The sequence below is a fragment of the Ectopseudomonas chengduensis genome (genome assembly GCF_900102635.1).
Classification (GTDB): Bacteria; Pseudomonadota; Gammaproteobacteria; order Pseudomonadales; family Pseudomonadaceae; genus Aquipseudomonas; species Aquipseudomonas chengduensis.
This window is the reverse complement of the sequence record NZ_FMZQ01000024.1, coordinates 17,070-40,429: the sequence shown is the minus strand read 5'-3', so window position 1 is coordinate 40,429 and position 23,360 is coordinate 17,070. Positions and strand designations below refer to the sequence as shown.

At 63.7% G+C, this 23,360-nt stretch carries 25 protein-coding genes; 9 read left to right on the top strand and 16 right to left on the bottom strand.

Features of this window, described 5'->3' with window-relative positions; all coding sequences use genetic code 11:
• Window positions 1-69 precede the first annotated feature (69 nt).
• The 3 genes from BLS08_RS24865 to trxA are packed head-to-tail and all read left to right on the top strand — an operon-like array spanning window position 70 to window position 2,100.
• Window positions 70-516, top strand: a complete 447-nt coding sequence (locus BLS08_RS24865; protein WP_090337651.1) for a hypothetical protein — start codon at window positions 70-72, stop codon at window positions 514-516.
• Entirely contained in the window at window positions 513-1,172 is a 660-nt protein-coding gene (locus BLS08_RS24860) for a class I SAM-dependent methyltransferase (protein ID WP_090337649.1), read from the top strand. Before BLS08_RS24865 ends, BLS08_RS24860 begins: the two co-directional genes overlap by 4 nt.
• Before the next feature lie 55 nt (window positions 1,173-1,227).
• The gene (gene trxA, locus BLS08_RS24855; protein ID WP_090337648.1) at window positions 1,228-2,100 is read left to right on the top strand and encodes a thioredoxin; all 873 of its coding nucleotides are present in this window, start codon (window positions 1,228-1,230) and stop codon (window positions 2,098-2,100) included.
• Window positions 2,101-2,379: 279 nt separating this feature from the next.
• On the opposite strand, the gene BLS08_RS24850 is transcribed toward trxA, so the two are convergent.
• Window positions 2,380-2,721 carry a hypothetical protein gene (locus BLS08_RS24850; protein WP_017675590.1) on the bottom strand — a complete coding sequence of 114 codons (342 nt, stop codon included), beginning with the start codon at window positions 2,719-2,721 and terminating at the stop codon, window positions 2,380-2,382.
• 113 nt (window positions 2,722-2,834) lie between these two features.
• Between BLS08_RS24850 and BLS08_RS24845 the strand changes: the two genes are divergently transcribed.
• From BLS08_RS24845 to BLS08_RS24830, 4 genes are all read left to right on the top strand, one after another.
• Window positions 2,835-3,419 carry a DUF2796 domain-containing protein gene (locus BLS08_RS24845; RefSeq protein WP_017675591.1) on the top strand — a complete coding sequence of 195 codons (585 nt, stop codon included), beginning with the start codon at window positions 2,835-2,837 and terminating at the stop codon, window positions 3,417-3,419.
• 219 nt (window positions 3,420-3,638) lie between these two features.
• Window positions 3,639-4,346 (top strand): ABC transporter ATP-binding protein, encoded by a 708-nt coding sequence (locus BLS08_RS24840; RefSeq protein WP_090337646.1) that lies wholly within the window; start codon window positions 3,639-3,641, stop codon window positions 4,344-4,346.
• Between the two features lies 1 nt (window position 4,347).
• Window positions 4,348-5,613, top strand: coding sequence for an ABC transporter permease (locus BLS08_RS24835; RefSeq protein ID WP_090337645.1), 1,266 nt, complete (start codon window positions 4,348-4,350; stop codon window positions 5,611-5,613).
• Window positions 5,614-5,665: 52 nt separating this feature from the next.
• Entirely contained in the window at window positions 5,666-6,187 is a 522-nt protein-coding gene (locus BLS08_RS24830; RefSeq protein WP_017675594.1) for a DUF3299 domain-containing protein, read from the top strand.
• Window positions 6,188-6,368: 181 nt separating this feature from the next.
• Here BLS08_RS24830 and BLS08_RS24825 read toward each other — a convergent pair whose 3' ends face one another.
• The 6 genes from BLS08_RS24825 to BLS08_RS24800 are packed head-to-tail and all read right to left on the bottom strand — an operon-like array spanning window position 6,369 to window position 11,234.
• The gene (locus tag BLS08_RS24825; RefSeq protein ID WP_090337643.1) at window positions 6,369-7,466 is read right to left on the bottom strand and encodes a tetratricopeptide repeat protein; all 1,098 of its coding nucleotides are present in this window, start codon (window positions 7,464-7,466) and stop codon (window positions 6,369-6,371) included.
• Window positions 7,467-7,468: 2 nt separating this feature from the next.
• Window positions 7,469-8,152 carry an energy transducer TonB gene (locus BLS08_RS24820; RefSeq protein WP_017675596.1) on the bottom strand — a complete coding sequence of 228 codons (684 nt, stop codon included), beginning with the start codon at window positions 8,150-8,152 and terminating at the stop codon, window positions 7,469-7,471.
• The gene (locus BLS08_RS24815; protein WP_021489595.1) at window positions 8,152-8,562 is read right to left on the bottom strand and encodes an ExbD/TolR family protein; all 411 of its coding nucleotides are present in this window, start codon (window positions 8,560-8,562) and stop codon (window positions 8,152-8,154) included. The genes BLS08_RS24820 and BLS08_RS24815 overlap by 1 nt, the downstream gene beginning before the upstream one ends.
• 11 nt (window positions 8,563-8,573) lie before the next feature.
• A complete protein-coding gene (locus BLS08_RS24810; protein ID WP_003463249.1) occupies window positions 8,574-9,122 on the bottom strand; it encodes a MotA/TolQ/ExbB proton channel family protein in 549 nt (182 codons plus the stop codon).
• Complete coding sequence (locus BLS08_RS24805; protein ID WP_090337641.1) at window positions 9,115-10,464, bottom strand: MotA/TolQ/ExbB proton channel family protein; 1,350 nt, start codon at window positions 10,462-10,464, stop codon at window positions 9,115-9,117. Before BLS08_RS24805 ends, BLS08_RS24810 begins: the two co-directional genes overlap by 8 nt.
• Window positions 10,461-11,234, bottom strand: coding sequence for a DUF3450 domain-containing protein (locus tag BLS08_RS24800; protein WP_090337639.1), 774 nt, complete (start codon window positions 11,232-11,234; stop codon window positions 10,461-10,463). The genes BLS08_RS24805 and BLS08_RS24800 overlap by 4 nt, the downstream gene beginning before the upstream one ends.
• A 192-nt stretch (window positions 11,235-11,426) precedes the next feature.
• On the opposite strand from BLS08_RS24800, the gene BLS08_RS24795 reads away from it, so the two are divergent.
• Window positions 11,427-12,119, top strand: coding sequence for an OmpW/AlkL family protein (locus BLS08_RS24795; RefSeq protein ID WP_017675601.1), 693 nt, complete (start codon window positions 11,427-11,429; stop codon window positions 12,117-12,119).
• 55 nt (window positions 12,120-12,174) lie between these two features.
• Here the strand turns inward: BLS08_RS24795 and BLS08_RS24790 are convergent, their stop codons facing one another.
• Genes BLS08_RS24790 through BLS08_RS24775 form a run of 4 tightly spaced genes read right to left on the bottom strand, consistent with a single transcriptional unit; the run spans window position 12,175 to window position 15,890 of the window.
• Window positions 12,175-13,098 (bottom strand): NAD-dependent epimerase/dehydratase family protein, encoded by a 924-nt coding sequence (locus BLS08_RS24790; protein WP_017675602.1) that lies wholly within the window; start codon window positions 13,096-13,098, stop codon window positions 12,175-12,177.
• Complete coding sequence (locus tag BLS08_RS24785) at window positions 13,091-13,975, bottom strand: sugar nucleotide-binding protein (RefSeq protein ID WP_059392672.1); 885 nt, start codon at window positions 13,973-13,975, stop codon at window positions 13,091-13,093. The genes BLS08_RS24790 and BLS08_RS24785 overlap by 8 nt, the downstream gene beginning before the upstream one ends.
• Window positions 13,976-13,994: 19 nt before the next feature.
• On the bottom strand, window positions 13,995-14,486 hold the full coding sequence (locus tag BLS08_RS24780) for a single-stranded DNA-binding protein (protein ID WP_003463262.1): 492 nt from the start codon (window positions 14,484-14,486) through the stop codon (window positions 13,995-13,997).
• Between the two features lie 9 nt (window positions 14,487-14,495).
• Window positions 14,496-15,890 (bottom strand): MFS transporter, encoded by a 1,395-nt coding sequence (locus tag BLS08_RS24775; RefSeq protein ID WP_017675604.1) that lies wholly within the window; start codon window positions 15,888-15,890, stop codon window positions 14,496-14,498.
• 135 nt (window positions 15,891-16,025) lie between these two features.
• Between BLS08_RS24775 and uvrA the strand changes: the two genes are divergently transcribed.
• Window positions 16,026-18,860 carry an excinuclease ABC subunit UvrA gene (gene uvrA / locus BLS08_RS24770; RefSeq protein WP_090337637.1) on the top strand — a complete coding sequence of 945 codons (2,835 nt, stop codon included), beginning with the start codon at window positions 16,026-16,028 and terminating at the stop codon, window positions 18,858-18,860.
• Window positions 18,861-18,906: 46 nt separating this feature from the next.
• Here the strand turns inward: uvrA and bfr are convergent, their stop codons facing one another.
• From bfr to BLS08_RS24750, 5 genes are all read right to left on the bottom strand, one after another.
• The gene (gene bfr / locus BLS08_RS24765; protein ID WP_017675606.1) at window positions 18,907-19,371 is read right to left on the bottom strand and encodes a bacterioferritin; all 465 of its coding nucleotides are present in this window, start codon (window positions 19,369-19,371) and stop codon (window positions 18,907-18,909) included.
• A gap of 135 nt (window positions 19,372-19,506) precedes the next feature.
• Entirely contained in the window at window positions 19,507-21,657 is a 2,151-nt protein-coding gene (gene katG / locus BLS08_RS24760; RefSeq protein WP_090337635.1) for a catalase/peroxidase HPI, read from the bottom strand.
• Between the two features lie 60 nt (window positions 21,658-21,717).
• Window positions 21,718-21,897, bottom strand: coding sequence for a hypothetical protein (locus BLS08_RS26415; protein WP_167375893.1), 180 nt, complete (start codon window positions 21,895-21,897; stop codon window positions 21,718-21,720).
• 8 nt (window positions 21,898-21,905) lie between these two features.
• Window positions 21,906-22,292: a 50S ribosomal protein L17 gene (rplQ, locus tag BLS08_RS24755; RefSeq protein WP_003243945.1), complete on the bottom strand. Its 387-nt coding sequence runs from the start codon at window positions 22,290-22,292 to the stop codon at window positions 21,906-21,908.
• 44 nt (window positions 22,293-22,336) lie between these two features.
• Window positions 22,337-23,338 carry a DNA-directed RNA polymerase subunit alpha gene (locus BLS08_RS24750; RefSeq protein ID WP_003463273.1) on the bottom strand — a complete coding sequence of 334 codons (1,002 nt, stop codon included), beginning with the start codon at window positions 23,336-23,338 and terminating at the stop codon, window positions 22,337-22,339.
• Window positions 23,339-23,360 lie beyond the last annotated feature (22 nt).

Here is a 23,360-nt window from a genome sequence, read left to right as displayed (position 1 = left end):
AGAAGGCCTGCTTGGCAGGTACAAGACAAATTAAGCTATGGGCAAGCACCTCCAAGAGCAGTACATGCCATGATCCGATACCTCCTGCCACTGGCCCTGAGCGGCCTGCTTGTCGCCTGCGCCGGCGAGCCAACCACCACCGTACCGCCCCCCACGCCAGCACCCGCACCCGCACCGGCACCGGCAGAACCCAGCTCTGCGCCGATTCAGGGCCCTGGCTTGCGTGGCGAGTTGCTTGGCGTCGCGGCAGGCGCCGATGTCGACCTGGCACTGTTGGGCGTGGATATGCGCGGCAGGCCGCGCGCGCTGCTCGGCCAGGTTCATCTGCGTGGCAACGGCGAAGCGCTGCCGTTTCATCTACCCCTGAACAACCTGCAGGCACCGCAGGATCTGCGTCTGGAACTGCGTGGCCGGGTCAGTCACTCCGGGCGCCTGGTGCAACGCCTGCCGGCACGCACCATCGTCGAGCTGCGCGATCAGGACCTTGGCGCACTGCAGCTGGTGCCGGCGCCATGAGGCCACCCGAAGCGCTGCAGCAGGCACTGAGCGAACTGCTCGGCGATGCCCGCCTGGTGGCCGAAACGCTGCCGGGTACCGATATCGCCCTGTGGCTGATCGACGCCAGCAATATGGATCGCGCGTTCAACCCCGAGGAAACCCGGCGCATCCTCGAAGAGCCGCCCTACTGGTGCTTCTGCTGGGCCAGCGGCCTGGTGCTCGCCCGCTGGCTGGCCGAAAGCCCCGAGTGGGTACGCGGCAAGCGCGTGCTGGATTTCGGCTCAGGCTCCGGCGTGGCCGCGATTGCCGCAGCCAAGGCAGGTGCCGCCGAAGTGGTGGCCTGCGACCTCGACCCCGTGGCGCTGGCCGCCAGCCGCGCCAATGCCGAGCTCAACGGCGTGACGCTGAACTACTCGGAAGATTTCTTCGCCGAAGCGGACCGCTACGACCTGATTCTGGTCGCCGACGTGCTTTATGATCGCGCCAACCTGCCGCTGCTCGATCATTTTCTCAGCCGCGGCCGTCAGGCGTTGGTGGCCGATTCGCGGGTCAAGGATTTCCAACACCCGCTCTACCAGCGCCTGGCAGTGCTGGATGGCTGCACCTGGCCGGACCTGGCCGAACCGGCGGAATTCCGCGAAGTCAGCCTGTATCACGCCGCGCGCCCCTTGTAACCGCGCCACGCTGCCCGCATTAATAGACCATTGCCCTGCTTTTTCGAGACCGACCATGAGCGACTCCCCTTACATCTTCGACATCTCCGGCGCCGCCAACTTCGAGCAACTGGTGATCGAGAACTCCTTCCACAAACCGGTGCTGGTGGACTTCTGGGCCGAATGGTGCGCGCCGTGCAAGGCACTGATGCCGATGCTGGCGAAGATCACCGAGGAATACGCCGGTGAACTGCTGCTGGCCAAGGTCAACTGCGACATCGAGCAGGACATCGTCATGCGCTTCGGTATTCGCAGCCTGCCCACCGTGGTGCTGTTCAAGGACGGCCAGCCGGTGGACGGCTTCGCCGGCGCCCAGCCGGAAGCGGCGATCCGCGAGATGCTCAAGCCGCACGTCGCCGAACCGGATCCTAGCGCCGCCGACCCGATGGAGGCCGCTCAGGCGCTGTTCGCCGAAGGCCGTTTTGCCGACACCGAAACACTGCTCAAGCAGGTGCTGACCGAAAACAACGAAAATGCTGCCGCGCTGATCCTCTACGCGCGCTGCCTGGCCGAGCGCGGCGAGCTGGGCGAAGCCCAGGTGGCACTCGATGCGGTCAAGGGTGACGAACACAAGCAGGCGCTCGCCGGCGCCAGGGCGCAACTGACCTTTCTGCGCCAGGCCGCCGATCTGCCGGAAGTGGCCACGCTGAAAAGCCGCCTGGCACAGAATGCCGAGGACGACGAAGCGCTGTATCAACTGGCCGTGCAACAACTGGCGCGCCAGCAGTACGAAGCGGCGCTGGACGGCCTGCTCAAGCTGTTCGTGCGCAACCGCAGCTACGCCGATGGCCTGCCGCATAAGACGTTGCTACAGGTCTTCGATCTGCTTGGCGGCGATCATCCGCTGGTCACCACATACCGCCGCAAGCTGTATCAGGCGATCTATTAAAAGCGGCTGCTGGCTGTAGGCTACAAGCAAGAGCAAGAGCAGAAGGAGAACTCTGACGTAGGGCGGACTCAGGAGCGCCAGCGAACAGTCCGCCGGGCCGTGCCAAGTTCTGCACCGCAACTCACGTCCAACACTCCCCTCAACGGCGTACTGCTTCCGAGCGGCCGGCGCCCCGGTACGCCCTACGACCCTCGCCTTGTGGTGCGCACCAGCGATGGCGGCGCCAGCGTCTCGTTGCGCGCTGCATGGCAGCGCGCGACACCCTAACAGCCTGAGCGACTACTCCTGCCAGTGATAGATCGGCGCATCCGCGCCGGTTTCCATGCGGATCTGCTCGCAATGACGTAGACGCACCAGCAAGCGCTTGCCTGCAGCTTCGCCACCAGCCAGCGCAGCCAGCTGCGCCATCAGCCGTGGCCCTTCGACCTGCCCCGCCTCACGCACCAGCTGCAATGCGGTCTGCCATAACGCATCACCTGCATCCGCCATGGGAGTCGGTGCCACCACATTGGCAACCGGCGTAACCGCCACGTGCTGCGCCAGTTGCGCCCAGTCCTCAGCATCCAGCTCCAGCGTCAGATCCACCGGCCAGTCGCCAATGCGCCCACGTATTCGCACCATGTTCAGCCTCCAGTCAGGAATTCACATGCTCCCACGGCAGCGCCAGGCTGGCCAGTTCGCCACGAAAGTTGTTATAACGTAACAATCAAATCGCACCTACGCTGGAGATAACCATGCGCCACCTGCTGCTCGCCCTGCCCTTCGCCCTGTTGCCCCTGGTCGCTGCCCAGGCTCATGAGCACGGCCATGATCACGACCACGAACATTCCCACGACAGCCTGGGAGCCCACGAGCATGGTGTCGCCAGCCTCAATGCCGCGCTGGACGGCAACCTGTTGGAGCTGCAATTCGAAAGCCCGGCGATGAACCTGGTCGGCTTCGAACATGCAGCCAAAAGCGATGCCGACAAGGCCAAGGTCGCGGCCGCCAAGCGCGAGCTGGAGCAACCCATCAGCCTGTTCGCCCTGACCAGCGGCGACTGCAAGGCCACCGAGGTCGAACTGCAAAGCCCCCTGTTCGCTGGCAAGGCGCACGACCACAAGCATGACCATCACGATCACAAGCACGAAGGCGAACACAGCGACATTCATGCGCACTACCGCTTCGAATGCGCCAAGGCCAACGAATTGAAACAACTGGATCTGGCCGAGCTGTTCAAACGCTTCCCCGCCACCGAGAAGATTCAGGTACAACTGATCGGCCCGAACGGCCAACAGGGCGTGGAACTGACTCCAGCCCAGCCACGTCTGTCTTTCTGATGCCGTAGGGTGGATCGGGGCGCGTAGCTGACGCTCTTTTCATCCACCCCATCAGTTTTGTGGGAGGACCAGCTGGTGACCCGTTTTAGCCGCGAAAAAGCTCGCCGCTAAAGCTCCTCCCACAAACCTGCTCCGCAGGTGTGAATGCCATCCGCGAGCTCGGCTCAGACGATCAGGCCACCATGCCCGGCTTTTCATGAACGACGATTCGAAGAAACCATGACCCAACCTCTGATCGAACTCGCCGATCTCGGCTTCGCCTGGCCTGGCCAGGCGCAGTTGCTGGATATTCCCCATTTCACCCTGGCGCCTGGCGAGACCCTGTTTCTCAAGGGCCCCAGCGGCAGCGGCAAGACCACCCTACTCGGCCTGCTCGGTGGCGTGCAGAAGGCCCAGCACGGACACATCCGCCTGCTCGGCCAGGACCTGGGCCAGCTTTCGGCGGGTGCCCGTGATCGCTTCCGTGTCGATCACACCGGCTACATCTTCCAGCAGTTCAACCTGCTGCCCTTTCTCTCAGTGCGCGAGAACGTTGAGCTGCCCTGCCGCTTCTCGCGCTTGCGCGCCGAGCGCGCGCGCCAGCGCCATGGCAGCATCGATGCTGCAGCCGCTGCCCTGCTCGACCATCTGGGGCTGCGCGCCGAGCTGCTCGGCCGCCGTGCCGACGAGCTGTCCATCGGCCAGCAACAACGCGTTGCTGCAGCGCGCGCACTGATTGGCCAGCCGGAACTGGTGATCGCCGACGAACCCACCTCGGCGCTGGACTTCGACGCCCGCGAAGCCTTCCTGCAACTGTTGTTCGCCGAATGCCGCGCCGCCGGCGCCAGCCTGCTGTTCGTCAGCCACGACCAGAGTCTGGCCCCGCTGTTCGACCGCAGCTTGTCGCTGGGCGAACTGAACCGCGCCACGCGCGCCCAGGAGGCCTGAGATGCACCTGATCCGCATCGCCCTGGCCAGCCTGGCCAACCGTCGTTTCACCGCCCTGCTCACGGTGTTCGCCATCGCCCTGTCGGTGTGCCTGCTGCTGGCCGTCGAGCGCGTGCGCACCGAGGCGCGCGCCAGCTTCGCCAACACCATCAGCGGTACTGACCTGATCGTCGGCGCGCGCTCGGGCAGCGTCAATCTGCTGCTGTACTCGGTGTTTCGCATCGGCAACGCCACCAACAATATCCGCTGGGACAGCTTCGAGCGCTTCGCCGAGCACCGCCAGGTCAAATGGGCCATCCCCATCTCCCTCGGCGACTCGCTCCGCGGCTACCGGGTGATGGGCACCAGCGCCGCCTATTTCGAGCACTATCGCTACGCCCGCAGCCAGGCGCTGCAACTGGCCCAGGGTCGCGAGTTTGCCGACGACCCGTTCGAGGTGGTACTGGGCGCGGAAGTGGCGCAGGCGCTGGGCTACGGCCTCGGCGAGGAGATCGTCCTGGCCCACGGCGTGGCCCGCATCAGCCTGGTCAAGCACGACGACAAGCCGTTCACCGTGGTCGGCATCCTCGCCCGCACCGGCACCCCGGTGGACCGCACGCTGCACATCTCCCTGGCCGGGATGGAGGCGCTGCATATCGACTGGCAGAACGGCATGCCGGCACGCGGCGCGGCGCAGATCAGCGCGGATCAGGCACGCGCCATGGACCTGCAGCCGAAGCAGATCACCGCGTTCATGCTCGGTCTCAACAGCAAGATCGCCACCTTCAGCCTGCAACGGGAGATCAACGAGTTCCGTGGCGAACCACTGCTGGCCATCCTGCCGGGTGTCGCCCTGCAGGAGCTGTGGAGCCTGATGGGCACCGCCGAACAGGCGCTGTTCGTGGTCTCGCTGTTCGTCGTGCTGACCGGTCTGATCGGCATGCTTACGGCCATTCTCACCAGCCTCAACGAACGTCGTCGGGAGATGGCCATCCTGCGTTCGGTGGGCGCTCGCCCCTGGCATATCGCCAGTCTGCTGGTGCTGGAGGCCTTCACTCTGGCGCTGGCAGGTGTGGCCTTCGGTGTCGCGCTGCTCTATCTGGGCATCGCCGGCAGCCAGGGTTTCGTCCAGGCCAATTACGGTCTGTATCTGGCACTCAGCGCGCCGTCGAGTTACGAATGGAAACTGCTTGGCGGCATTCTCGCCGCCGCCGTGGCGATGGGCAGCGTACCGGCCTGGCGGGCCTATCGGCAGTCACTCGCCGATGGCCTGTCGATACGCCTGTAAGGTGCGATTCGCCTGTACACTGTGCAGGCGAATCACTGCACAGAGGTAATCCATGTTCCGCCCCCTGCTCGCCAGCCTGCTGCTGACGCTGGCCCTGCCGCTGGCCGCCGCCGATGTGCGCGAAATCACCTGGTCGGAGCTGATTCCGCCGGATGCTCCGCCGCAGGTTATCAACCCCGCGCCGATCCACGATCTTTCGCAGTTGGCCGACGCCCTGGCCGAATCCGGCCCGGCCGCCATGCAGCAATCGCCGGCCGCCCCGGTGGTCAAGGAGCTCAATGGCCAGCAGGTGAAACTGCCCGGCTATATCGTACCGCTGGATGTGACAGACGAAGGCCGGGTGGTGGAGTTTTTGCTGGTGCCCTACTTCGGCGCCTGCATCCACGTGCCGCCACCGCCGTCGAACCAGATCGTGCATGTCACCAGCGAACTCGGCGTGCTGCTCGATGCGCTGTACCAGCCCTTCTGGGTGGAAGGCCCGCTGAAAACCGAGCATGTCAGCAGCGAGCTGGCCGAGGTCGGTTACCAGATGGAAGCGGACAAGATCTACGCCTACGAACTGCCGGATAGCTGACCCCTGCCGGGGCATTCGTAGGTGTGGCTGTAGGAGCGGCTTCAGCCGCGAAAAGATTCGCGGATAAATCCGCTCCTACAGAGATACGCCACCCAAGAAAAAGCCAGACACTAGGTCTGGCTTTTTCTTGGTGCATACGGCGCACCCTACGGTAGGGTGCGCCGTGCGCACCGAGAACGACTCAACTGCGACTGGCTACCCTATTTTCTCGCTCGAAACGCAGCTCACTTTCCGCCCACTGACGCCAGGAGCGCACCTTGGCCCGCTCGGCACCGCCACGTTCGGCGCGCGCCAGCGCATCCAGGCCAGCCTGCCAGCGCGACTGCTCCAGCTCCAGCTGAGCGACGTACAGCCAGTGCTTGCCGTTGCCGCTGCGTTCGGCCAACGGGCGCAGCACGCGCACCGCTGCGGCGCGATCGCGCGCCTGCCACCAGAACAGGCCCAGACGCTCCTGGCGAGCTGCGGTATTGGCCAGCAGACCGCTGTCGAGCATGCCAGCGAGCAGCTTGGCACCCTGCCAGGGTTGATCGGCGGCGCCTGCGAGCAGCACCAGGTTGTCCAGTTCCGCCTCGCTGAAGCGCAGGCCCTTGCTGTGTGCCGCACGCAGGGTCGCCAGCGCCTTGTCGTTGCTGCCGGCCATCTGCTGCAGACCGGCCAGTTGGCGCCAGCCCTTGGCATCGTTCGGCTGGCGCGTCAGCAATTGACGCTGCCAGCGCTCGGCCTGGGCATAGCGCTTGAGGTCGGCATTGGCCCCCACCAGAAACTGCAGCCAGATATCGGCGGCCTTGGGATTGGCCTGCACGTAACGCTCGGCCAGGGGCAGCGCCTTGGCCGGCTGGTTCATGCCCTGATAGGCCTGCACCAGCATCTGCAGTACCTCCTCGGAGGCACTGCTCTGATTCGGCGCCAGCAACTCGACGACCTTGGCGTAGCGGCGCTCGCCCAGGTTGAGCTTGGCCAAGTTGAGGCGTTCGCCGGCGAGCATCTGTTCGTCGAGCTTGCCGCTGCGCACGGCCTTGTCCAGCCAGTCGATGGCCTGGCCGTTGTTGCCAGCAGACCAGGCCACGTAGGCCTTGCTGCGCCAGACCAGTGCCTCTTCGAGGCTGCCGCTCTTGGCCTGGACGTCATCCAGCACACGTCGTGCGGCGGCATAGTCGCCCTTCTGCTGCGCAACCTGCGCCGTGTTCAGGGCCTTGAACACGGCCGGGTCGACGGTCTGCTGGGCCATGCCAGGCACGGCCACAGCACTGAGCATCACGAGCAACAACCAACGGTACATGGTCAGCTCCTTTCCAGACGGAAGTAGAGGGTTTTCACCGCCTCGCGGTCCACCGCCAGGCCACCCTCGGTGCGTGGCGCGAAGCGCCAGCGAGACGCAGCACGGCGCGCTTCGCGCTCGAAGACATTACGCGGGTTGGCCTCCAGCACGCGGATGTTCTCCACGTTGCCAGAGCGATTGATGGTGAAAGCCAGTTTGACGAAACCTTCGATGCCACGCTGCAGCGCATAACGCGGGTATTCCGGGCGCACGTCGTTGAGCGGCATGACTTCGCTCTCCATACCGCCCATCTGCCCACCGGACTCGGCGGCCTCGCTCGGTGGCGTCGGCGCTGGAGCACCCGGCGCAAGGCCGGACAGACTCGGTGCCGGCGCGCTGTTGACGGCAATACCGCTGGCCAGGCTGGGCAGCTGAATATCCAGCGCCGGCAGGTTGGCATTTGGCGTGGCCGTTTGCGGCGTCGGCGGCGTGGGGGGCTGCGGCGTCTGCGGTTGCGGCGGCTGCGGTGCCTGCTGACGGGTGCGGCTGGCGGTCTCGCTGGCGTTACCGTCCATGCGCACGAAGTTGGCCACGCTGACCGGGTCCTGGTTCACCTTGGCGCTCGGTGGCGCGACCATGTACAGCATCAGGGCGAACAGCCCCAAGGCCATCAGGCAGGCGCCGAGAAAAGACAGCGGCAGGCGCATCAGTTGACTCCGCTACCGGCAGCCAGGGCAACATCCTGCACGCCAGCCAGACGCGCCTGATCCATCACCTGGACGACCAGGCCGGTACGCGCATCCTGATCGGCCTGCACCACCACGGCGCCTTCCGGCTGGTCGACGCGCATGCGCTCGACATGGGCGCGCACGCTGCGAATGTCCACCGGCTGCTTGTCCATCCAGATCTGCCCGTCGGCAGTCACGGCGATGAGGATATTGCCCTTGTCCTGCGGGCTGGCGGTTTCCGCCTGCGGGCGCTGCACCTCGACGCCAGACTCGCGGATAAAGGAGCTGGTAACGATGAAGAAGATCAGCATGATGAAGACCACGTCGAGCATCGGCGTGAGGTCGATACCGGTGTCTTCGTCCTGCTGGTGGTGACGACGCATTCTCATGTTGGGCGATCTCAGTCGTGACGCAGCTGGTCGGCCAGCCGCTCGATGGCCTGGCTGGCTTCGCGTTCGAGGCGCGCCAGGCTGAACAATCCAGGAATGGCCAGAACCATGCCGGCCATGGTCGGCAGGGTCGCCTGCCAGACGCCTGCGGCCATGCCGCGTGGGTTACCGGTGCCGTTGAGGGCGAGCACGTCGAACACGGCGATCATGCCGAGCACGGTGCCGAGCAACCCCAGCAGCGGATACAGCGCCACCAGGGTCTTGCCCAGACGCAGCGGCGCTGCCAGTTGCTGACGCGCCTGCGCCAGCCAGGCCAGGCGCACGGCGCGCTGCCAGTTGCCGTTGTCATCGGCGAGCACCTGTTGCCAGGCCTCACGGCGCTCCTGCACCCAGCGCGGGAAAATCCTGCGCATGTACCAGAAGCGCTCGAACACCAGGGTCCAGAACACCACGCAGAGCACTGCCAGCGCCCACATCACCACGCCGCCAGCGCTCATGAAGTCGAGCAGTGCATGGGCACTGTCGACTGCACGCAGCCAGAAGGCGAACAGGTCAGTCACGGCGCGGCGCTCCCGACAGGTGCAGGGCAATGAGGCCGGCGCTCTGCTGCTCCAGAATCTGGATCAGGCCCTTGCTACGGCTGGCCAGCAGGCTGTGCAGGAACAGCAGCGGAATCGCCACCACCAGGCCCTGCACCGTGGTCACCAGCGCCTGGGAGATGCCGTCGGCCATCAGCCGCGAGTCGCCGCCACCGCTCTGGGTGATGGCCTGGAAGGTGACGATCATGCCGGTCACGGTGCCCAGCAGGCCGAGCAGCGGTGCCACGGCGGCGAGCAGCTTGAGCAGACCGACGCCACGCTCCAGCGGCGGGGTTTCCTGCAGAATTGCCTCGTCCAGCTTTAGCTCCAGGGTTTCCAGATCCGCCAGTTGCGGCTTCGGCCCCAGCACGCCGATCACCCGGCCCAGCGGGTTGTCGGCGCGTGGCGTGCTGAGGTCGCGCATCTGCGCCTTGACCGAGGCGGACACGCGCTGCAGGTAGACCATCCGCCAGATTGCCAGTGCCAGGCCGAACAGGCCGAGGGCGACGATCACCCAGCCAACCAGGCCACCCTGTTGCAGGCGCGCCCAGAAGCCCGGCTGCTGCTGCAGCTGCGCCAGCAGGCTGCCACGGCTAGGGTCGATGGGCAGCGTGGCGAGCGCATCGGTGCTGCTCAGGTAGTCCTTGACCTGGCCCAGGCCGGAGGGCTGACGCAGCGGCGCCACCAGTTGCCCGGCATCGGCGTCGTAGCGCAGGAAGGCATCCTCGCCATAGACGGCGAAGGCGCCGACACGTAGCACCTGCTGCTCCTGGCGCGAACCATCGGTATTCACCACCGGCAGTTGCACGCGCTCGATACGGCCGCTGGCGGCCAGGTCTTCGAGCAGCAGCATCCAATAGCCGTCGAGATCGTCGGCGGACGGCAGCGAGCGGCTTTCAGCCAATGCCTTGAGGCGCTTCAGACGCTCCGGATACTGGGCGTTGAGCAGGCTGTCCTGCCATTGCCCGGCGACATCACCGGCACTCTGGCGTACCACACCGAACAGTTCACCGAGGTGACCGACACGCTGCGCCAGCAGTTTTTCCTGCTCGGCCAGCTCAGCCTCCTGACGGTCGAACTCGGCCTTCAGACGCTCGCTTTCGGTTTTCTGGGTATTCAGCGCGGAACGCGCGGCAGCCAGCAACTGCGCCTGCTCGCTACGCTTGGCCAGGAAGGCCTGCTCGCGCTCCTGCATGGCGCTGACTTCAGCAGCGCGCTCGCTGCGAATGCGCTGCAGCAGTTGATCGGGGCTGAGGGTTTCGGCTACGGCGGCCAGGGCCGGTAACAGGCTGAGCGCCAGTACGGCTACAACACGACGACTCATTGTGCGGCCTCCTCGGCCAGGGTCTTGATCGGCAGGGACAGCACGGCGGGCGCCTGTTGCTGACGGGCAATGGCGATGGCCTGGGTCAACGGGCGACGCGCGCTACCGCCAAGCACTTCCCAGGCCTTGGACTGCGGGTTCCACCAGCCGCTCTCGTGGGCATCGAGGGTCTGGTAATAGAGCATGCTGCGGCCCAGGCGCAGGAATTCGACGCTACGCGAGCCGCCATCGGCCTGGTTCAGCTCGCCACGCCAGGCTTCCAGGGTGCGACCGTAGTCGCTCTCGATCTGGTAGGCCTCGAGGATGCGGCGGTATTTGTCGGCCAGGCTGACGTCGGCGCGCGGCAGCAGATCCTGCAGCTGAGCCAGACGGTCTTCACGTTCTTCGGGCAGGAACGGCAGATCGGCGGCGATGAACTCACCCAGCACCTCGACCATCTTGACCATCTGCGGGCTCACCGCTTCCTGGGTACGTTCGATGCCATCGAGCTGCTTCTGATAACTGGCCAGTTCCTGACGCTGGGCTTCGACCAGGTCACGAAGTTGACTGTTATAACCTTTCAAAGCCTCAGCCTGCTGCAGGGCATTTCGGTACTCATTGAGCATCTCACGGCTGGCGTCATCCAGCTGTTCGACACGGCCCTGGGAGGCTTTCGCCTCGGCGGCCAGGCGCTGGCTTTCGTCGAGCGCAGCATCCAGCGGCGCGGCAAGCAGCGAGCCGCTGCTCAGCATCAGTGCCACGGCCAGGGAACGGAGGGGGAAGCGATTCATGCGCAGAGGGTCCTCGACAGACGGGCTTGCTTCAAAAAGAGAAACATTATCATCTACAGGCGCATTCGAAGCAATGGACAAAACACCACAACAGAGCTCGCCGATCTATTGAGCCAGGTCAAAAAGTGGATTGTTGCTTGGCTTAGCATTGATTCCAGCCAAAGACACAACCGACTCGAACTGGAGCTCGCCATGTACAAATCACTGTTCACTGCCTCGCTGCTGGCCCTCGCCATCGCTGCCCCTGTTGCCCAGGCCCACCAGGCCGGCGACATCCTCATCCGTGCCGGCGCCATCACCGTCAACCCGGAGGCCGACTCCTCCAGCGTCAAGGTTGATCGCGGCGGCCTCGCCGGCACCGACCTGGGCGGCAAGGCGACCATGAGCAGTGACACCCAGCTGGGCCTGAACTTCGCCTACATGCTCACCGACAATCTGGGCATCGAGTTGCTGGCGGCAACGCCGTTCGAGCACGACGTGAAGATCAAGGGCACCGTCCTCGATGCAGCCAATGGCAAGCTGGGCAGCCTCAAGCACCTGCCGCCGACCCTGAGCCTGGTGTATTACCCGCTGGACGCCAAGTCGGCCTTCCAGCCCTATGTCGGCGCCGGTATCAACTACACCTGGATTTTCGACGAGCACGTCGGCAGCGCCGCCAGCGCCAACGGCTTCGACAATTTCCGTGCGAAGAATTCCTGGGGCCTGGCCTGGCAGGTGGGGGCCGACTACATGCTGACCGATAGCCTGATGCTCAACGCCCAGGTGCGCTACATCGACATCGACACCACCGCCTACGTCGACAACACCGCCCTCGGTGTGCGGGCCAAGGTTGACGTGGACGTAGACCCCTTCATCTACATGGTCGGCCTGGGTTACAAGTTCTGATAACCCTCGCAGAAACGAAAAAGCCGGCGCATGCCGGCTTTTTCATGAGCTCGATTCACACACCGAGCAGCTGGCGCAAGCCTTCACGCAGCGGCGTCTGCTCTGGCATGTGGTAATGAGCCTGCAAGCGCGCATTGTCAGCACGCGAATGGCGAATATCGCCAGCACGCGCCGGCAAGTGCGTCACCGGCGGCAGGCCGCCGCACAGCACGCCGATCTCAGCCAGCAATTGGTTGAGACTTACCGCCTGGCTCCAACCCACATTGAGCGGATCACTCACCACCTGCTCGCTGAGCAAGCCCTGCATCAACAGCATGACCAGATCACCGACATAGAAGAAATCGCGGGTCTGCTCACCATCACCGAAGACGCTGATCGGCAGCCCCTGCTGCGCACGTTGGGTGAAGATGCTGATCACCCCGGAGTACGGCGAGGATGGATCCTGGCGCGGCCCGAAGATATTGAAGAAACGAAACACCGCCGGTTCCAGGCCATGCTGACGGCGGTAGAAATCCAGGTAGTGTTCGCCGGCCAGCTTGTCGGACGCGTAAGGCGTCAGCGGTGCCTTGGCGGTGGCTTCATCGATTGCCACGCCCTCGCCGTTATTGCCATAGATGGCCGCACTGGAGGCATAGACCACGCGTCGCACGCCATGCTGACGCATAGCCTCGCAGACATTCAGGGTACCGATGAAATTGCTCTGGTGCGTGGACACCGGATCATCCACCGAGGCCTGCACCGACGCCACCGCCGCCAGATGCGCTACCCCTGCACAACCTGCCACCGCCTGCGCGACCACCTCGGCATCGGCGACATCGCCCTCGATGAAGCGCAAACGCGGGTTGTCCAGCGGCAGATTGCTGCGCTTGCCCATGGACAGATTGTCCAGCACGCGCACCCCGTGACCAGCGGCCAGCAAGGCATCGACCAGGTTTGAACCGATAAAGCCTGCACCACCCGTTACGAGAAACTCAGCCATGGCGATAGTAACGATCCAGTAAGCTCGGCAGGCCGGAGCGCCAGGCGCGCGGCTTGATGCCGAAGGTGTGAAGAATCTTCTTGCAGGCCAGCACGGCATGCTGCGGCTCATCGGCTGCATCCGGACGGGCGGCGTGCGCCTGCGGCGCAACATCCTCGACCAGATTGCTGCGATAGTGACGCGCCTCGCTCAGCACTGCCTGCCCCAGGCTCAGCGACGTACTCGCTTCATGGCCGCCGTAATGATAGGTGCCCCACAAGGGCGACTCGCAATCGAGCTGCTTGAGCACAGCCAGAATCACCCGCGCAGCATCGTCCACCGGGGTGGGGTTGCCACGCCGGTCATCGGCGAGGTAGAGCGCATCGTCGCGCTCGGCGCGCAGCAGAAAGCGCCCCAGCAACCCTTCACGGCTGTCATCGAGCAACCAGCCAAAGCGCAGCAGCACATGACGCGGACATATGGCCCGCACGCTCTGCTCCAGACGCCACAGCGCCTGACCACGCAGCCCGAGGGGCACCGGCTCTTCCTTTTCGCTGTATGCGGTGACACGCGAACCATCGAAGACTCGATAGCTGGACGGCTGCAGCAAGACGATGGAATGGTGTTGGCACAGCTCAGCCAGACGCTCCACCGCGCGTTCCTGCGTCTGCAGGCGCGAATCGGCCACCGACTCGGCCTGGAACCAGTCGAAATAGTAAGCCAGGTTGATCAGTGCATCCGGGCGGGTCTCGTCGAGCAACTCGGTGAGGCTCGCCGCATCCCAGCCATCTTTCGGCGGGCGTGGCGCGAGGAAGCCGATGTCTTCCTCGGCGCCAAGACGGATCAGCGCTTGCCCCAGGGCACTACCACCGCCCAGCAGCATCAGGCGCATTCGCATAGGCTAGAGCCCGCTCAGATCAGAACGGGATATCGTCATCGAAGCTGTCGTAGTCAGGCGCTGGCTGGGCCTGCTGCGGAGCAGGACGCTCCTGACGCGGGGCCTGTTGCGGCTCGCGCTGCGGAGCCGGACGCGATTGACGCGGAGCGCCGCCTTCATCACCGCTCGGACGACCGCCCAGCAACTGCATGGTGCCCTGCATGTCGACGATGATCTCGGTGGTGTAGCGCTTGATGCCGTCCTTTTCCCACTCGCGGGTCTGCAGCTTGCCTTCGATGTACACCTGCGAACCCTTGCGCAGGTACTCGCCGGCGATCTCGGCGACCTTGCCGAACAGGGCGACACGGTGCCACTCGGTCTTCTCGACCTTCTGCCCGGTCTGCTTGTCGGTCCACTGCTCGCTGGTGGCCAGGCTCAGGTTGGTGACCGCGTTGCCGCTGGGCAGGTAGCGTGTTTCCGGGTCCTGGCCGCAGGTGCCGACCAGAATGACTTTGTTAACCCCACGGGCCATAACGTTCTCCTAGACTCGGCACGCCGCTGGTGCCGATATGATCAGGCTTTCCAGCGTCGTGCGATCCACTTGTTGGGTATCGACTTTGATATAGATGGCCGCTTCGTCGACCACCACCACGGCGTCCGCCACTCCCGGCGTTGCCTTGAGGCGTTCGACCAGTCCGACATCGGCCAGTGCCGCGGCATCGAGCGGCAGGCGCAAACTGGTCACGTACGGCGGTTCGCGCATAGTAACAGCAATAGCCAGCCAAATTGCACAGAGCACGGCGCAGCCGATGAACACACCGCCCAGGCCTACGTGCTGGTAAAGCCAGCCACCGAGAATGCCGCCCAGGGCTGCGCCGAGGAACTGGCTGGTGGAATAGACGCCCATCGCAGTGCCCTTGCCGCCTGCCGGCGCCACCTTGCTGACCAGCGACGGCAGCGAGGCTTCGAGCAGGTTGAAGGCGGTGAAGAACACCACGATACCCAGTACCAGCGCCCGCAGGCTGCTGCCGAAGAAAGCGAAGTAGAGCTCACAAGCCAGCAACACGCTGACGGCACCGAGCAGCACGCGCTTCATCTGGCGTTTTTTCTCGCCATAGATGATGAACGGCACCATGCCGAAGAAGCCGATCAACAGCGCGGTGAGGTACACCCACCAGTGCTCTTCCTTGACCAAGCCGCCCTGCTCCACCAGCGCCAGCGGCAAGGCGACGAAACTGGCCATGAGCACCGCATGCAGGGCCAGGATGGCGAAGTCCAGACGCAGCAGGTCGGCATGTTTGAGGGTCGGCCACAGCGCCTGTGCCGCCACGCCGGATTCGCGATGCTGCAGCGGGCCGGCGTCTTTCGGCACGATGCCGGCGACGATCAGGATGCCGAGCAACGCCATCGCCGCCGTCGCCCAGAACAGCCCGGACAGGCCGAAGGCGCGAGTCAGCAGCGGGCCGACCACCATGGCCACGGCGAACGACAGACCGATGCTCATGCCAATCATGGCCATGGCCTTGGTGCGGTGCTGCTCGCGAGTCAGATCCGACAACAACGCCATTACCGCCGCGGAGATCGCACCTGCACCCTGCAGGACGCGCCCGGCGATCACGCCCCAGATCGAATCGGCATTGGCCGCCAGCACGCTGCCTGCAGCAAAAATCAGCAAGCCAGCGTAGATCACCGGGCGTCGGCCGATACGGTCACTGAGCATGCCGAAGGGTATTTGCAGCACAGCCTGGGTCAAACCATAGGCACCGATGGCCAGGCCGATCAGCGCCGGTGTACTGCCCGCCAGATCCATGCCGTAGGTGGCCAACACCGGCAGCACCATGAACATACCCAGCATACGAAACGCGAACACCATAGCCAGGCCGCCGGCCGCGCGGGTCTCGCTACTACTCATGCGCTCGCTGTGCGGATCGTGCATCGAATGAACCCTGAGGAAATCAGCCGGCGATTCTAGCAGCCGCCGTCGTTTCGGCACAGGCGCACACTTTGCCGCAGGGCAGCAGCAAGCCCTATACTCGACCGTTTTCCGCCCGCCCAGCGAGGCCCGTTGTAAGTGGACAAGATTCTGATTCGTGGGGCCCGCACCCACAACCTGAAAAACATCGACCTGACCCTGCCGCGCGACAAACTGATCGTGATCACCGGCCTGTCCGGCTCCGGCAAGTCCTCCCTGGCCTTCGATACCCTTTACGCGGAAGGCCAGCGCCGTTACGTCGAGTCGCTGTCGGCTTACGCCCGGCAGTTCCTGTCGATGATGGAAAAGCCCGATGTCGACACCATCGAAGGCTTGTCACCGGCAATTTCCATCGAACAGAAATCCACCTCGCACAACCCGCGCTCGACCGTCGGCACCATCACCGAAATCTACGATTACCTGCGCCTGCTGTATGCCCGCGCCGGTATTCCGCGTTGCCCGGACCATGACGTGCCACTCGAAGCGCAAACCGTCAGCCAGATGGTCGACCAGGTGCTGGCCCTGCCGGAAGGCCGCAAGCTGATGCTGCTGGCGCCGGTGGTCCGCGAACGCAAGGGCGAACATCTGTCGGTGTTCGAGGAGCTGCGCGCCCAGGGCTTCGTCCGCGCACGGGTCAATGGCAAGCTGCATGAGCTGGACGAGCTGCCCAAGCTGGACAAGCAGAAGAAGCACTCCATCGACGTGGTGGTGGACCGCTTCAAGGTCCGTGAAGATCTGCAGCAGCGTCTGGCCGAGTCTTTCGAGACCGCCCTCGGCCTGGCCGACGGCATCGCCCTGATTGCTCCCATGGATGATGAGCCGGGCGAAGAGATCATCTTCTCCGCGCGCTTCGCCTGCCCGCACTGCGGCCACTCGATCAGCGAGCTGGAACCCAAGCTGTTCTCCTTCAACAACCCGGCCGGCGCCTGCCCGACCTGCGACGGCCTGGGCGTGAAGCAGTTCTTCGACGCCAAGCGCCTGGTCAATGGCGAGCTGACCCTGGCCGAAGGCGCCATACGCGGCTGGGACCGGCGCAACGTCTACTACTTCCAGATGCTCGGTTCGCTGGCCGCACACTATGGTTTCAGCCTCGAAGAGCCCTTCGACGACCTGGCCGCCGAACACCAGAAAGTCATTCTGTTCGGCAGCGCTACGCAGAGCGTCGACTTCAAGTACCTCAACGACCGCGGCGACATCGTCAAACGTTCGCACCCCTTCGAGGGCATCATTCCCAACCTCGAGCGCCGCTACCGCGAGACCGAGTCGGCCAGCGTGCGCGAGGAGCTGGCCAAGTTCCTCAGCACCCAGCCCTGCCCCGATTGCCGGGGCACGCGTCTGCGCCGCGAAGCGCGACATGTCTGGGTCGGCGAGAAGACCCTGCCGGCGGTGACCGGCCTGCCGGTCGGCGATGCCTGCGATTACGTCGCCAACCTGCACCTGACCGGGCGGCGCGGCGAGATCGCCGAGAAGATCCTCAAGGAAATCCGCGAACGCCTGCAGTTCCTGGTCAACGTCGGCCTCGATTATCTGACCCTGGATCGCAGCGCCGACACCCTGTCCGGCGGCGAAGCGCAGCGCATCCGCCTGGCCAGCCAGATCGGCGCCGGCCTGGTGGGCGTGATGTACATCCTCGATGAGCCCTCCATCGGCCTGCACCAGCGCGACAACGAGCGCCTGCTGGGCACCCTTAACCACCTGCGCAACCTGGGCAATACGGTGATCGTGGTCGAGCACGACGAGGACGCCATCCGCATGGCCGATTACGTGGTCGATATCGGTCCGGGCGCCGGTGTGCATGGCGGCCGCATCGTCGCCGAAGGCACGCCGGACGAGGTGATGAATCACCCCGACTCGCTGACCGGCAAATACCTGTCCGGCCGTGAGAAGATCCGCTATCCGGCGCAGCGCACCCCGCGTGACAAGAAGAAACTGCTCAAGCTCAAAGGCGCACGGGGCAACAACCTGCGCAATGTCGATCTGGAGATTCCGGTGGGCTTGCTCACCTGCGTCACCGGCGTGTCCGGCTCGGGCAAGTCGACGCTGATCAACAACACCCTGTTCCCGCTCACGGCTACGGCACTGAACGGTGCGACCACCCTGGAAGCGGCGCCGCACGATTCCTTCGACGGCCTGCAGCACCTGGACAAGGTGGTCGACATCGACCAGAGCCCGATCGGCCGCACGCCGCGCTCCAACCCGGCAACCTACACAGGCCTGTTCACACCGATCCGCGAACTGTTCGCCGGTGTGCCGGAATCGCGCTCGCGCGGTTATGGCCCGGGCCGTTTCAGCTTCAACGTCAAGGGCGGGCGCTGCGAGGCGTGCCAGGGCGACGGCGTGATCAAGGTGGAAATGCACTTTCTGCCGGACATCTACGTGCCGTGCGACGTGTGCAAGGGCAAGCGCTACAACCGCGAAACTCTGGAAGTGAAGTACAAGGGCAAGAGCATCACTGAAGTGCTGGACATGACCATCGAGGAAGCTCGCGCCTTCTTCGACGCCGTGCCGGCCATCGCCCGCAAGCTGCAGACACTGATGGACGTCGGTCTGTCCTACATCAAGCTGGGCCAGAGCGCGACCACCCTGTCCGGCGGCGAGGCGCAGCGGGTCAAGCTGAGTCGCGAACTGAGCAAGCGCGATACCGGCAAGACCCTGTACATCCTCGATGAGCCGACCACCGGCCTGCACTTCGCCGATATCCAGCAACTGCTGGACGTGCTGCACCGCCTGCGCGACCACGGCAATACCGTGGTGGTGATCGAGCACAACCTGGACGTGATCAAGACCGCCGACTGGCTGGTGGATCTCGGCCCCGAGGGCGGCTCCAAAGGCGGCATGATCATCGCCACCGGCACACCGGAGGACGTGGCCGACAACCCGGCATCACACACCGGGCACTTCCTCAAACCGTTGCTGGAACGCGACCGCACCTGAAACGAAAGAGCCCCGCAGATGCGGGGCTCTTTTTTGGCAGGTCAGCTTACATCTGACTTTGCAGGTACTTCTCCAGCCCCAGCTTGTCGATCAGCTGCAACTGAATCTCCAGCCAGTAGGCGTGGTCTTCCTCGGTGTCCTTGAGCTGGACCAGAAGGATGTCGCGGGTTTGGTAATCCTGGTGCTTCTCGCACAGTTCGATGCCCTTGCTCAGGGCCGCGCGCACTTCGTATTCCAGGGCCAGATCCAGCTTCAGTGCCTCGGGTACGGTCTGCCCGAACGTGAAAGCGTTGGGAACCATGTCCGGCACACCCTCGAGGAAGATGATGCGCTTGAGCAACGCATCGGCGTGCTGGGTTTCCTCTTCCATCTCGTGATTGATGCGCTCGTAGAGCTTGCTGAAGCCCCAGTCCTCATACAGCCGCGAATGAATGAAGTACTGGTCGCGCGCAGCCAGCTCGCCCTTGAGCAGGTGCTTGAGATAGTCGATGACTTCGGTATGGCCTTTCATGCCGGCAATCCTTGTTGCATTCGTGAGCAGGGGGCAATGCTCCGCCTGACGCCCGGTTCGGTCAAGCAAAAGCACAACGCCTCCACGAGGGAGGCGTTGCGGTTTACTGACGCACCGTCAGTGCGCCAATCAGGCTCAGGCCAGATCGAAACGATCCAGGTTCATCACCTTGGTCCAGGCGGCGACGAAGTCCTTGACCAGCTTCTCCTTGCCATCAGCACTGGCGTAGACCTCCGCATAGGCGCGCAGCACCGAATTGGAGCCGAACACCAGGTCGTTGCGGGTGGCGGTGTATTTCACCTGGCCATCCTTGCGTGTACGCCCTTCGAAGACTTCGTTGCTGTCATCGGCTGCCTTCCATACGGTGCCCATATCCAGCAGGTTGACGAAGAAATCGTTGGACAGCACACCGACCTTGTCGGTGAACACGCCATGCTGACTGCCATCGTAGTTGGCGCCCAGCACACGCAGGCCGCCGACCAGCGCAGTCATCTCCGGCGCGGTCAGTGTCAGCAACTGCGCCTTGTCGATCAGCATCGCCTCGGTGGGCACGCCCAGGTTGCCTTTGCTGTAGTTGCGGAAACCATCGGCAGCAGACTCCAGCACATCGAAGGAGTCGACATCGGTCTGATCCTGACGCGCATCGACACGGCCCGGCGCGAAGGGTACGTCTACGCTCACACCGGCAGCCTTGGCGGCCAGTTCGACACCGACATTACCGGCCAGCACGATCACATCGGCCAGTGAAGCCTTGCCGGATGCCTGCTGGATTTCCACCAGTTTCGGCAGCACCTTGATCGCCCGCTGGTTGGCGGCCCAATCCTTCTGCGGCGCCAGCGCCAGGCGCGCACCGTTGGCACCACCGCGCTTGTCGCCACCGCGGAAGGTCGAGGCCGAAGCCCAGGCCACGGACACCAGATCACCCACCGACAGCCCGGAGGCAGCGATCTTCGCTTTCAGATCGGCAATATCGGCAGCGCTCGGGTGGTGGATGGCAGCGGGCAGCGGATCTTGCCAGATCAGGTCCTCTTTCGGCACTTCCGGACCCAGGTAGCGGGCTTTCGGCCCCATGTCGCGGTGGGTCAGCTTGTACCAGGCGCGCGCGAAGGCATCGGCGAAGGCCTGCGGGTCTTCATAGAAGCGCTTGGAAATCTTGCCGAACTCCAGATCGAAGCGCAGGGTCAGGTCGGTGGTGAGCATGGTCGGCTTGTGGAATTTACCCGGCACGTGCGCGTCCGGGATGATCTCCGGTGCATCTTTGGCCACCCACTGCTTGGCACCAGCGGGGGACTTGGTCAGTTCCCATTCGAACTTGAACAGGTTCTCGAAGAAGTTGTTGCTCCACAGCGCCGGGGTCTTGGTCCAGGTGACCTCAATGCCGCTGGAAATGGTGTCCTTGCCATGGCCGCTGCCGAAGTTGCTGATCCAGCCCAGGCCCTGCGCCTCGATCGGCGCCGCCTCCGGCTCAGGCCCCTTGTGCGATTCCGGCGCGGCGCCGTGGGACTTGCCGAAGGTGTGGCCGCCAGCGATCAAGGCGACGATTTCCTCGTCGTCCATCGCCATGCGATAGAAGGTGGCGCGAATGTCCTTGGCCGCCAGCATGTAGTCGCCGCTGGCATTGGGACCTTCCGGGTTCACGTAGATCAGACCCATGTGGGTGGCGCCAAAGGGTGCGCTCAGCTCGCGTTCATCATTGACGCGCTTGGGATCGACACCCAGCCAGGCGACTTCAGCGCCCCAGTTGACGTCCTGATCCGGCTCCCATACGTCTTCGCGACCGGCACCGAAGCCGAAGGTGCGAAAACCCATGGATTCCAGCGCGACGTTACCGGCGAGGATGTACAGATCGGCCCAGGAAATGGACTGGCCATACTTCTGCTTGATCGGCCACAGCAGGCGACGCGACTTGTCGATGTTGACGTTGTCCGGCCAGGAGTTGAGCGGTGCGAAACGCTGCTGACCACGACCGCCACCGCCACGGCCATCGGTGGTGCGATAGGTGCCAGCAGAGTGCCAGGCCATGCGGATGAATTGCGGACCGTAGTGACCGAAATCGGCAGGCCACCAGTCCTGGCTGTCGGTCATCAGCTTGACCAGATCGGCCTTGAGCGCCTTGTAATCGAGCTTCTTGAAGGCTTCGGCGTAGTTGAATGTTTCACCCAGCGGATTGGATCGGTCGGAATGCTGATTGAGCAAATCCACACGCAGCTGATTCGGCCACCAATCTTTGTTGGTCGTGCCACCACCAGCGACGTGGTTGAACGGACATTTACCTTGGTTCGACATGGTTCTCTCCTTCTCCTCATCGGGTCGGTCCCAGCGAGTGCGACCAACAATGGGACAAGCCTAGACCCGCTTCGCCAGACGAACCAATTCATGAAGCATAACGGCGCGATAGTTATTTTCTTTCATGAGCCAAACACCCTGCGCACGGCCCCAGAAATCGCCAACAACACCCAGTACGCGCCCCAACGCAATAAATTCAGGCAACAAAAAACCGGGCACAAGGCCCGGTTTCTTGTACAAACAGCAACTTACTCGGCAGCTTCTACCGAACCGCCGACCGGACGGTCGACCAGTTCAACGTAAGCCATCGGAGCGTTGTCGCCAGCGCGGAAACCGCACTTGAGGATGCGCAGGTAGCCGCCGTTACGGGTGGCGTAGCGCTTGCCCAGATCGTTGAACAGCTTGCCGACGATGGCTTTCGAACGGGTACGGTCGAAGGCCAGACGACGATTGGCAACGCTGTCTTCCTTGGCCAGGGTGATCAGCGGCTCGGCAACGCGACGCAGTTCCTTGGCTTTCGGCAGGGTAGTTTTGATCAGCTCGTGCTCGAACAGCGAGACCGCCATGTTCTGGAACATGGCCTTGCGGTGAGCGCTGGTGCGGCTGAGGTGACGGCCACTTTTACGATGACGCATGGTTCAATTCCTTACCAAACTTGTTCGTTCGGTGATGATGACGATCAGGCAGTGGCCTTATCGTCTTTCTTCAGACTTGCCGGCGGCCAGTTGTCGAGGCGCATACCGAGGGACAGACCGCGAGAAGCCAGAACATCCTTGATTTCGGTCAGGGATTTCTTGCCCAGGTTCGGGGTTTTGAGCAGCTCTACTTCGGTGCGCTGAATCAGGTCACCGATGTAGTAGATGTTCTCTGCCTTGAGGCAGTTGGCCGAACGTACGGTCAGTTCCAGGTCATCGACAGGACGCAGCAGGATCGGATCGATCTCGTCTTCCTGCTCGACCACCACCGGCTCACTGTCACCTTTGAGGTCGACGAACGCGGCCAGCTGCTGCTGCAGAATGGTCGCGGCACGACGGATAGCCTCTTCAGGGTCCAGAGTACCGTTGGTTTCCAGGTCGATAACCAGTTTGTCCAGGTTGGTGCGCTGCTCGACACGGGCGTTTTCCACCACGTAAGCAACCCGACGCACAGGGCTGAACGAAGCATCCAGCTGCAAGCGACCAATGCTGCGGCTTTCATCTTCGTCGCTCTGACGCGCGTCAGCCGGCTCATAGCCGCGACCACGAGCCACGGTGAGCTTCATGTTCAGCGCGCCATTGGAGGCCAGGTTGGCGATTACGTGGTCGCCATTGACGATTTCGACATCGTGATCCAGCTGAATATCGGCAGCGGTAACTACGCCCGGGCCCTTCTTAGCCAGAGTCAGGGTCACTTCGTCACGGCCGTGCAGCTTGATAGCCAGACCTTTCAGGTTGAGCAGGATCTCGATGACATCTTCCTGCACACCTTCGATCGCGGAGTACTCATGGAGTACGCCATCGATCTCGGCCTCGACTACTGCACAGCCAGGCATGGAGGACAACAGGATGCGACGCAGCGCGTTGCCCAGGGTATGGCCAAAGCCACGCTCGAGAGGCTCGAGAGTGATCTTGGCGCGGGTCGGACTGACCTCCTGCACATCGATGTGACGGGGGGTCAGGAACTCATTTACCGAAATCTGCATGGATGCACCTATTTTCTAGCCC

What these genes read in the sequence shown, in the direction of transcription:
- BLS08_RS24865 (WP_090337651.1), top strand. Translation starts at nt 70, where the DNA reads ATGATCCGATACCTCCTGCCACTGGCCCTGAGCGGCCTGCTTGTCGCC.
- BLS08_RS24860 (WP_090337649.1), top strand. Translation starts at nt 513, where the DNA reads ATGAGGCCACCCGAAGCGCTGCAGCAGGCACTGAGCGAACTGCTCGGC.
- trxA (WP_090337648.1), top strand. Translation starts at nt 1,228, where the DNA reads ATGAGCGACTCCCCTTACATCTTCGACATCTCCGGCGCCGCCAACTTC.
- BLS08_RS24850 (WP_017675590.1), bottom strand. Translation starts at nt 2,721, where the DNA reads ATGGTGCGAATACGTGGGCGCATTGGCGACTGGCCGGTGGATCTGACG.
- BLS08_RS24845 (WP_017675591.1), top strand. Translation starts at nt 2,835, where the DNA reads ATGCGCCACCTGCTGCTCGCCCTGCCCTTCGCCCTGTTGCCCCTGGTC.
- BLS08_RS24840 (WP_090337646.1), top strand. Translation starts at nt 3,639, where the DNA reads ATGACCCAACCTCTGATCGAACTCGCCGATCTCGGCTTCGCCTGGCCT.
- BLS08_RS24835 (WP_090337645.1), top strand. Translation starts at nt 4,348, where the DNA reads ATGCACCTGATCCGCATCGCCCTGGCCAGCCTGGCCAACCGTCGTTTC.
- BLS08_RS24830 (WP_017675594.1), top strand. Translation starts at nt 5,666, where the DNA reads ATGTTCCGCCCCCTGCTCGCCAGCCTGCTGCTGACGCTGGCCCTGCCG.
- BLS08_RS24825 (WP_090337643.1), bottom strand. Translation starts at nt 7,466, where the DNA reads ATGTACCGTTGGTTGTTGCTCGTGATGCTCAGTGCTGTGGCCGTGCCT.
- BLS08_RS24820 (WP_017675596.1), bottom strand. Translation starts at nt 8,152, where the DNA reads ATGCGCCTGCCGCTGTCTTTTCTCGGCGCCTGCCTGATGGCCTTGGGG.
- BLS08_RS24815 (WP_021489595.1), bottom strand. Translation starts at nt 8,562, where the DNA reads ATGAGAATGCGTCGTCACCACCAGCAGGACGAAGACACCGGTATCGAC.
- BLS08_RS24805 (WP_090337641.1), bottom strand. Translation starts at nt 10,464, where the DNA reads ATGAGTCGTCGTGTTGTAGCCGTACTGGCGCTCAGCCTGTTACCGGCC.
- BLS08_RS24800 (WP_090337639.1), bottom strand. Translation starts at nt 11,234, where the DNA reads ATGAATCGCTTCCCCCTCCGTTCCCTGGCCGTGGCACTGATGCTGAGC.
- BLS08_RS24795 (WP_017675601.1), top strand. Translation starts at nt 11,427, where the DNA reads ATGTACAAATCACTGTTCACTGCCTCGCTGCTGGCCCTCGCCATCGCT.
- BLS08_RS24790 (WP_017675602.1), bottom strand. Translation starts at nt 13,098, where the DNA reads ATGGCTGAGTTTCTCGTAACGGGTGGTGCAGGCTTTATCGGTTCAAAC.
- BLS08_RS24785 (WP_059392672.1), bottom strand. Translation starts at nt 13,975, where the DNA reads ATGCGAATGCGCCTGATGCTGCTGGGCGGTGGTAGTGCCCTGGGGCAA.
- BLS08_RS24780 (WP_003463262.1), bottom strand. Translation starts at nt 14,486, where the DNA reads ATGGCCCGTGGGGTTAACAAAGTCATTCTGGTCGGCACCTGCGGCCAG.
- BLS08_RS24775 (WP_017675604.1), bottom strand. Translation starts at nt 15,890, where the DNA reads ATGCACGATCCGCACAGCGAGCGCATGAGTAGTAGCGAGACCCGCGCG.
- bfr (WP_017675606.1), bottom strand. Translation starts at nt 19,371, where the DNA reads ATGAAAGGCCATACCGAAGTCATCGACTATCTCAAGCACCTGCTCAAG.
- katG (WP_090337635.1), bottom strand. Translation starts at nt 21,657, where the DNA reads ATGTCGAACCAAGGTAAATGTCCGTTCAACCACGTCGCTGGTGGTGGC.
- rplQ (WP_003243945.1), bottom strand. Translation starts at nt 22,292, where the DNA reads ATGCGTCATCGTAAAAGTGGCCGTCACCTCAGCCGCACCAGCGCTCAC.
- BLS08_RS24750 (WP_003463273.1), bottom strand. Translation starts at nt 23,338, where the DNA reads ATGCAGATTTCGGTAAATGAGTTCCTGACCCCCCGTCACATCGATGTG.